At 58.8% G+C, this 6,841-nt stretch carries 11 protein-coding genes; 1 reads left to right on the top strand and 10 read right to left on the bottom strand.

The genetic code is table 11. The features are described 5' to 3' along the window. Positions 1-27 precede the first annotated feature (27 nt). The 10 genes from WMO24_RS00800 to WMO24_RS00755 all read right to left on the bottom strand — a co-directional run bounded on the left by WMO24_RS00800 (position 28) and on the right by WMO24_RS00755 (position 6,077). On the bottom strand, positions 28-1,212 hold the full coding sequence (locus WMO24_RS00800) for a helix-turn-helix domain-containing protein (protein WP_349214179.1): 1,185 nt from the start codon (positions 1,210-1,212) through the stop codon (positions 28-30). Positions 1,213-1,235: 23 nt separating this feature from the next. Next, the gene (locus tag WMO24_RS00795) at positions 1,236-1,469 is read right to left on the bottom strand and encodes a hypothetical protein (protein ID WP_349214178.1); all 234 of its coding nucleotides are present in this window, start codon (positions 1,467-1,469) and stop codon (positions 1,236-1,238) included. 9 nt (positions 1,470-1,478) lie between these two features. Next, entirely contained in the window at positions 1,479-1,697 is a 219-nt protein-coding gene (locus tag WMO24_RS00790; protein ID WP_349214176.1) for a methylenetetrahydrofolate dehydrogenase, read from the bottom strand. A gap of 60 nt (positions 1,698-1,757) precedes the next feature. After that, positions 1,758-2,081 carry a hypothetical protein gene (locus tag WMO24_RS00785; protein ID WP_349214174.1) on the bottom strand — a complete coding sequence of 108 codons (324 nt, stop codon included), beginning with the start codon at positions 2,079-2,081 and terminating at the stop codon, positions 1,758-1,760. A 21-nt stretch (positions 2,082-2,102) separates the two neighbouring features. Beyond that, entirely contained in the window at positions 2,103-3,860 is a 1,758-nt protein-coding gene (locus tag WMO24_RS00780; protein WP_349214172.1) for a DUF5301 domain-containing protein, read from the bottom strand. Between the two features lie 4 nt (positions 3,861-3,864). Beyond that, positions 3,865-4,074, bottom strand: a complete 210-nt coding sequence (locus tag WMO24_RS00775; protein WP_349214171.1) for a helix-turn-helix domain-containing protein — start codon at positions 4,072-4,074, stop codon at positions 3,865-3,867. 12 nt (positions 4,075-4,086) lie between these two features. Then, positions 4,087-4,524 carry a DUF2975 domain-containing protein gene (locus WMO24_RS00770; RefSeq protein WP_349214169.1) on the bottom strand — a complete coding sequence of 146 codons (438 nt, stop codon included), beginning with the start codon at positions 4,522-4,524 and terminating at the stop codon, positions 4,087-4,089. Positions 4,525-4,665: 141 nt separating this feature from the next. Further along, positions 4,666-5,007: a hypothetical protein gene (locus tag WMO24_RS00765; RefSeq protein ID WP_349214167.1), complete on the bottom strand. Its 342-nt coding sequence runs from the start codon at positions 5,005-5,007 to the stop codon at positions 4,666-4,668. Positions 5,008-5,016: 9 nt separating this feature from the next. Then, positions 5,017-5,331, bottom strand: a complete 315-nt coding sequence (gene trxA / locus WMO24_RS00760; protein WP_349214165.1) for a thioredoxin — start codon at positions 5,329-5,331, stop codon at positions 5,017-5,019. Positions 5,332-5,408: 77 nt separating this feature from the next. Next, entirely contained in the window at positions 5,409-6,077 is a 669-nt protein-coding gene (locus tag WMO24_RS00755; RefSeq protein WP_349214164.1) for a Crp/Fnr family transcriptional regulator, read from the bottom strand. Between the two features lie 130 nt (positions 6,078-6,207). Between WMO24_RS00755 and WMO24_RS00750 the strand changes: the two genes are divergently transcribed. Beyond that, on the top strand, positions 6,208-6,576 hold the full coding sequence (locus WMO24_RS00750) for a hypothetical protein (protein ID WP_349214163.1): 369 nt from the start codon (positions 6,208-6,210) through the stop codon (positions 6,574-6,576). Positions 6,577-6,841 lie beyond the last annotated feature (265 nt).

The raw sequence follows: 6,841 nt of genomic DNA, 5'->3' as shown, positions 1-6,841 counted from the left end.
ACCTGCGGGTCCCGCGCGTTTTTCTGTTCAGTAAAGACTGCTCACCGTGTGCACCTCGCCCAAAGCATCGGTGTACTCCAGCTCGTACACGCTTTCCGGCCACTGGTTGACCGAATCCAGAGAAATGCCGAACGCTTCCTTCAGATTCACCGAATATTCTTTGTCGGGCAGATCCAGCAAAAGGGTGTAATCCGGGCCCTCGCCCGGTTCCTTCGGACCGCACAGGGTCACCGGCTGCCGGTCCAATTCCAGCCGCTGGCCGTCGTCGGCCACCAGTATCAGCTTCAACTGGCCCTCCACGGGCCAGTTCAGCGGCCGGTCGTCCTGCATGGGCAGAACCATCATCAGCTCCGCCTGCCCGGCTTCCTGATGATAGGTGACCGCTGTCTGACCGGTGCTCCAGTATGCGCCCGGCCCCAGCGCATACAGTTGCATCTGCAGGGTAAAGGTCTCCCGCAGGGGCGAAGGTTCCAGAAGCTGCTGGGTCTGGGTGACGCCCTCGGCGGAAAAACGCACGCTCATGCTGACCATATCGGCCATGGGCAGTAGGGTCTGCGCCGAAAAGCTTCCGTCTTTCCACTGGCCGTCCACCGCCAGTGTCTCGTTGTCCAGCAGAAAAACGAACTGGGCGGTCTGTCCCTCCACCCAGGTTTTTGGGGTTGCCCGGGCGAACACCTCCACGGTTTTGGTCTTGTGGTCGTAATCGCCATAGGAAAAATTCCAGTCCGCCACGATGCTGGTCTGCTGTTCCAGACTTTCCTGAATCTCACTGCGGATGTTTCCGATGCTGTGGTTCATATCGCCCTGGATCTGGGCGATCTGCTGAGACAAACCGTTCACCTGGCTGCGAAGTTCCGCGATGCGGCCCGCCCCGTAGGCTCCGGCGCACACCAGACACACTGTCAGCGCTCCCGCGCCGCACATCCGCCAGAGACTTCTGCGCTTTTCCCTGCGCTGCTTTTCCGCCAGCAGTTCCTTCACTGCTTCCAGCCCGTCCGGCTGGGGCGGCTGAGGGCTGCGTCCCGTGATCAGCTCGTCACAGCTGACGTTCAGTGCCTTTGCCAGCACCTGCAGGTTTTCCACACCCGGCAGGCTGGCACCGGACTCCCACTTTCCGATGGCCTGCCGGCTGACACCCACCTTTTCGGCCAGCGCCTCCTGTGACAGCCCCGCCTGCCTGCGCAGCGCGGCGATCCGCGGCCCGAACTCCATGTCATCGCCCCCTTTTTGTGTTTTCATTGTAGCAGAAACGGCGCTCTGCCGCTACCTAACCTTCTTTTCTTTTGGGCAACCAGCGGTAGCGGCGGGCATTTTTTCCACAACAACGCCTCTTTTTGTGGAAAACCCGGCGCTGTTTTCACTGTGACCGACAAAAAAAAAGGCAGCGGTGCCTGCCCGAGCCGCTCCCCCTTTGGGGCTCCGGTCCGGTTCAGCACCGCCGCATCGTTTTTGCTTTTTCCACTTTTCAACAGAACGGTTCAGCGCTCTTCAATGGTGTAGGTGAACTCATAGCTCTCCTGCAGCGCTTTGACCTTGTCCTCGTTGTCCTCAATGAAGGTGGGCGTGTAAACGCTTTTTCCCTCTTTTTTATAAGCGTCCATGATCTCCTGCAGTTTGTCCCAGCACTCGTCGGCCTTGTCGTAGCCTTCCGCGAAGCTGATGATAAATTCACGGTGTTTGGGAATGCGTGCTTTCATATGCGATTAACTCCTTTTTGTTTGTCTCACAGCAAATTGTACCCGCAAACCGCACCCGCGTCAAGCTTCTTTTGCAGCCTCGCCGCACACAGTGCCCAGCACCGCCACATCCAGAACCGCCGTCACGCCCAGCAGCACCCCGGCCACCAGCACCAAAGGCCCCGCCGTGTCCAGAATGGCACTGATGTCTCCGATCTCCACCAGGTGATTCTGATAACAGATCTGAAGATACAGTGCCAGCGCGCAGAACAGCCCGCTGAGCACCACCAGCCCCGCCGCCACCCAGCCGCGGGCTTTTTTGCGCAGCGCCAGCCCCGTCAGCGGCAGCGCCCAGGCGGCCAGCCCCAGCAAAAGACTTGCCAGATTCATCCACGCAGCACCCATTTGTCCCATTCCCCTTTCCGTCTATTCTTCCAGCAAACTCCACAGCGTTTGAAAATCTTCTTCCGGCAGCGCATATATGCCGTTGTAGGACTGTTCCAGCCAGCAGGCGCCGCTGCGCCGGTAGGCGTACACCCGGTAGGCATCCGCCCCGCGGTAAAACTCCAGCGTCAACAGCTCCTGGGCCTGCTGCGGCTCATCGCTGAGGCTCTCCGCCGCTGCCCGGGCACTGTTCTGCCGCAGGATCTGCAGCGCGGTCTGGATCTTCCAGCCCTCATCGGTCATGGCCATGGCATCCTCGCCGGTCATGGCCATCTCCGCCGCACTGCCGTCGGGCAGGTCCAGCAGCGTCTGTGCCGCGGGGCGCAGCGTGCCCGCTTCCACCCGGGCCTGATTGTAGGCGTCAATGCCCGCCTCCACCGGCAGCACACACAGCGCGCAGTACAGCACCGCCCCGGTGAACACCATCCAGGGAACCAGCCGGAACCGGCGCACCTGCCGGATGAGGATCAGAACAAAGGAAATGGCCATCCACACAAGAAACACGCTGGCGAACACCCGCTTGACCGTCAGGCCGTACGCCTGAATGTACAGCGCCATTTTGCTGGCCGCCGTGGCGATCAAAAGCAGCGTCAGCACCGACAGCACGCTGTTGCAGATGCGCAGCATGCGGTTCTCCTCCATGGGCGCCCGGCTGGCCAGGTTGGCGGCCAGCAAGATCCCGATGTTGATGGCAGCCACCCGGCACAGCTCGAAAAAGCCCTGACGGGCATATTCCGCATAGGAAAAGCCCTCGGCCAGACGACCGAAAAACGCACCGAACAAATGGTTTGCCTGCAGGGCGATGAACAGCACATACACCAGCGCCAGAATGCCCAGCGCCGTGACCACCGTGGTGCGGGACAGCTGCCGCACGCCCCGCTGCACCGCACACACTTCCCGCTTGTCGTACAGGCTTGTTCGGCGGCCCCGCACACTGCCGTAAGCAATGGCGTACAAATACAGCGCCACCGGAACCGACAGCACCGCATGCCCGAAGGAAACACCGTCCAGCAGCCGGCGGGAAAGACCGTTCATCCAGTGGAACATCCAGTCCCCCACATCCCGGAACAGTGCCGCAAAGCCCGCGTCCGCCTGCATCAGCAGCGGCAGCACAAAGCAAAGGCATACCAGAGCGATCAGCACGCCGCCCAGTACGGACAGCACCCTGCGCCGCTGCGCGGGCGATGTGCGGCGCACCTTCCGGTGGGCCAGCGCCTGCCGCGCGCCCCAGAACAGCGCCGCCGGCAGCCGGAAAAAGTTGCCCCAGGGCACCACAAAGGCGGCGTTCAGAGCATCAAAAAACAGCCAGTTGGAGGTGCGGCCCTCTTTCAGCAGCCGTCCGCCGGCGCTCAGCGCCCAGTAAGCAGCGGTAAAATGCATCATCATCCACTGGCCGAACCCGGTGAAAAACCGCATCGCCCCGGAAGAATACGTACCTCCGGTGACAGGCGCCAGGCACTGCGCCGCCAGCAGCACCAGCCAGAACCAGCTCTCCTTTGGCGGCCGGATGCCCGCACGGGCCAGATACCCCAGAACCGCCGCCGCGTACAGCACGCAGAACACCGGGTAGCTGTATTCGCCCGGCAGCCATGAAAACAGTTCCCGGAACAGCGCCAGGTCCAGATACAGCCAGCCCAGCACCAGAAAGCCCAGTGCGAACCAGACATCCTCTTTTTGAAAAATGGGCGCACAGGAACAAGACGGGCCGCTTGTGCCCATCGGAATGCTTCTTTCTTCCATTGTCCTACTCCTCTTCTACGTAATCCAAAATGTCCGCGGGTTTACAGTCCAGCGCCTTGCACAGCGCCTCCAGCGTGGAAAACCGAATGGCCTTTGCCTTATTATTTTTCAGAATGGACAGGTTTGCCGGAGTGATCCCCACCTTTTCGGCCAGTTCTCCGGCGCTCATTTTCCGGCGCGCCATCATCACGTCGATGTTTACGATAATCGGCATTGCGCGCACCTCCTAGATGGTAAAATCGTTTTCGTTTTTCAGCTCCACTGCCTGGGCAAACACATTTTTCACCACACGCAGAATCAGCCCCACAAAGGCAGCCGCAGCCGCAAGCACCACCAGATACCAGTCAAACAGGCTGCCCACCAGATATACCAGCGCGGCCGCCATCAGGCACCAGGACATGATGCGCAGGCTGCGCACGTTCTCCTGAATGAACACTTCTTCCTCGCTGATGTTGCGCAGCAGCCGGTGCAGGCAGAACAGGACCACCGCCGCCGGCACGCCCGAGGCATAGGTGACCCCAATGTACACCATGCGCACGCTGGAGCGCCACAGAATCCAGTTCCAGAACCAGGGGGCGGTGAGCAGCAGGGCCGCCAGCAGCACCGTGAACACCCACACGCACACGCGGCTGAGCAACAGACTTCGATCGTTGTTCCATTTCATACCGGATTCCTCCTTTGTTGGCCTCATCATAGCACATTATTTTTTGTTTTTCAAGTATTTTTTATTGAAAAACAATAAAAATCATTTGTGATACAATAAAAGCGGAGGCAAATGCCTCCGCTTTTCCGCATTGTTTTATTTTTATGACTGCCGCACCCATCTGGAAAAATACCGGTTTTGTGTGCAGTGGATCACCTGACGGCCGTCCTCACCAATAAACACCGCCAGCGAGCCCATCTGTTCTTCCGGCGCCCGGCGGTATCCCAGGTCTTCCATGTATTCATCCAGGCTGGCGCCCGGCTTTGCCAGAATCACGTCCGGTGAAGCCTGTGCGTACTGCGCGTCCGTGACCAAAACCCGGGCCAGAGCTCCTGCCGCCGCGGCCGGGTTGGCCGTGCGGAAAGAAGCATAGGAAAAAACGGCCCCTGCCGCGTACAGCAGCACAGCGGCCGCAAGGACCACCAAAAGCCGTTTTTTTCCCATTCAGACACCTCACACGTTCAGCATGGCTTTGACCGCCGCCGGCGTCTGCACGCCCACACTGCGGTTCACGGCCTGCCCGTTTTGAAACACCAATACGGTGGGAATGCTCATCACGCCGTAGCGGGAAGCCAGCTCCGGCTCTTCGTCAATGTTGACTTTGACCACATGGGCCGCGCCTTCGGTCTCTTTTGCCACCTTGTCCAGCACCGGGCCGAACATCCGGCAGGGCATGCACCAGGGCGCCCAGAAATCCACCAGCACCGGCTTTGTCTGCCGCAGCACCTTCTCCTCAAAATCAACGGTTCCAACATGCTCTACTGCCATCTTTAAACGCTCCTTTCAAGTGCATCTTGTTTGTGTCTTAAGAATACACCGAAAAAAGCCCGTTGTATGTGACCAAATCACCGAAGGCTGTCGCCGGCCAGCTGTTCCAGTGCGGCCCGGTCCACCAGCTGTACACAGCCGCGGCTCACCGCCACCATGCCCTCGCTCTGCAGATATTTCATCATGCGGGAGATCACTTCCCGGGCGCTGCCCAGCTCTCCGGCCACCGCCTCGTGGGTCAAGGACAAAGAGTCGCTGTTCTCCCGGTCGGCGGCCTCCAGCAGAAACGCCGCCAGGCGTGCGTCCAGCTTTTTGTTGAGCACCTGATCCAGCAGCCACATCACATCGGAAAAGTGGCCCGCCATCAGCTCGTTTGTAAAGTTGGCGGCCGGCGCACTCTGCTCCATCAGCTGCCGGTATACCTCGGGCGGAATGATCCACAAAAGGGACTCCTGATCCGCCTCGATAAAAATATCAAAATCCACGGCCCGCATGGCACAGGACGCGCTGAACAGGCACACGTCCCGCTGATACAGCCGGTACAGTGTGATCTCGCGCCCTTCGTCAGAGATGGTATACGCCCGCAGCACGCCGCTCTGCACACACACAAGGCCCAGACAGTCCGCCTGTCCGCGGTGCAGCACTTCGCCCTTTTTGGCGGTATATGCTCTGGCCGAAGCCGTCATGCGGGCCTGCTGGTCCGGGGTCAACGTTTTCCAAAAAGGAAAAAACTCCTTCAGTTCCAAAAGAAAACACCTCGCTTGGTTCTCCTTTTCATGATAACGGCAAACCGGGAAAAATTCAATCTAAAATTCCAACCTCACTTTACATGAAAAAAACATCCTGTATAATCAACCTGAAAAGGGAGGGATTCCTATGAAAAGAATCTTTTTCGTAGTTCTTCTCGCGTTCGTTTTACTGGCAGGCTGCAAAAAAGACGTTCGAGTGGAAACGTCCGATTTGTCGCAGGCGTCCCCCGCATGTATGCAGGCAGAACACAGCCGTTCCCTGGACCTGTGTAAAAGCGAATATTTCAATACCACTCTGACGCTTGATTCGCAGGCACCCTATTGGGGAATGTATGTTGAAAATAAAGGTGACGACTATATCCGAGTGGACACAGGCGGCGGAATCGTACAGGTGGACGCAAAAACAAGCCTGTGGATCTACAACCAAGAACCCTGTGCAGGCGAAAACCGCATCGGATTCTGCACAAACTCAGGCAAAAAATGGAAGGCACAGTAGACATTTGGTTTGCTTCAACAGCCGAACAGCTAACACCAAGCGTCGAATAAATGATAAAAAAACGCCCGACGGATGTTCCATCGGGAGTTTTTTGCTTACAGTTCGATTTTTCCAAACAGAGGAAGGTCCGCGCCGTCGTTGATGGTCTCCGTGCGGACGGGCACCACAGGCGCCGCCGAGGGATCACGGGGACGGTCGGCAAACTCACGGCCCGGTGTGGACGAACGGGGCTCACGGGAGCCCTTTCCGCCGCGGCCGCGGCCGC

Source organism: Ruthenibacterium intestinale (genome assembly GCF_040096265.1).
In the GTDB taxonomy this organism is placed as follows: Bacteria; Bacillota; Clostridia; order Oscillospirales; family Ruminococcaceae; genus Ruthenibacterium; species Ruthenibacterium komagatae.
Note: the sequence above shows the minus strand (reverse complement) of the source record. Positions and strands in the feature narration are given on the sequence as shown.

Excerpts from the sequence above, each read along its gene's own strand:
- WMO24_RS00790 (WP_349214176.1), bottom strand. The coding sequence starts at position 1,697 with ATGAAAGCACGCATTCCCAAACACCGTGAATTTATCATCAGCTTCGCG.
- trxA (WP_349214165.1), bottom strand. The coding sequence starts at position 5,331 with ATGGCAGTAGAGCATGTTGGAACCGTTGATTTTGAGGAGAAGGTGCTG.
- WMO24_RS00780 (WP_349214172.1), bottom strand. The coding sequence starts at position 3,860 with ATGGAAGAAAGAAGCATTCCGATGGGCACAAGCGGCCCGTCTTGTTCC.
- WMO24_RS00800 (WP_349214179.1), bottom strand. The coding sequence starts at position 1,212 with ATGGAGTTCGGGCCGCGGATCGCCGCGCTGCGCAGGCAGGCGGGGCTG.
- WMO24_RS00775 (WP_349214171.1), bottom strand. The coding sequence starts at position 4,074 with ATGCCGATTATCGTAAACATCGACGTGATGATGGCGCGCCGGAAAATG.
- WMO24_RS00770 (WP_349214169.1), bottom strand. The coding sequence starts at position 4,524 with ATGAAATGGAACAACGATCGAAGTCTGTTGCTCAGCCGCGTGTGCGTG.
- WMO24_RS00765 (WP_349214167.1), bottom strand. The coding sequence starts at position 5,007 with ATGGGAAAAAAACGGCTTTTGGTGGTCCTTGCGGCCGCTGTGCTGCTG.
- WMO24_RS00750 (WP_349214163.1), top strand. The coding sequence starts at position 6,208 with ATGAAAAGAATCTTTTTCGTAGTTCTTCTCGCGTTCGTTTTACTGGCA.
- WMO24_RS00785 (WP_349214174.1), bottom strand. The coding sequence starts at position 2,081 with ATGGGTGCTGCGTGGATGAATCTGGCAAGTCTTTTGCTGGGGCTGGCC.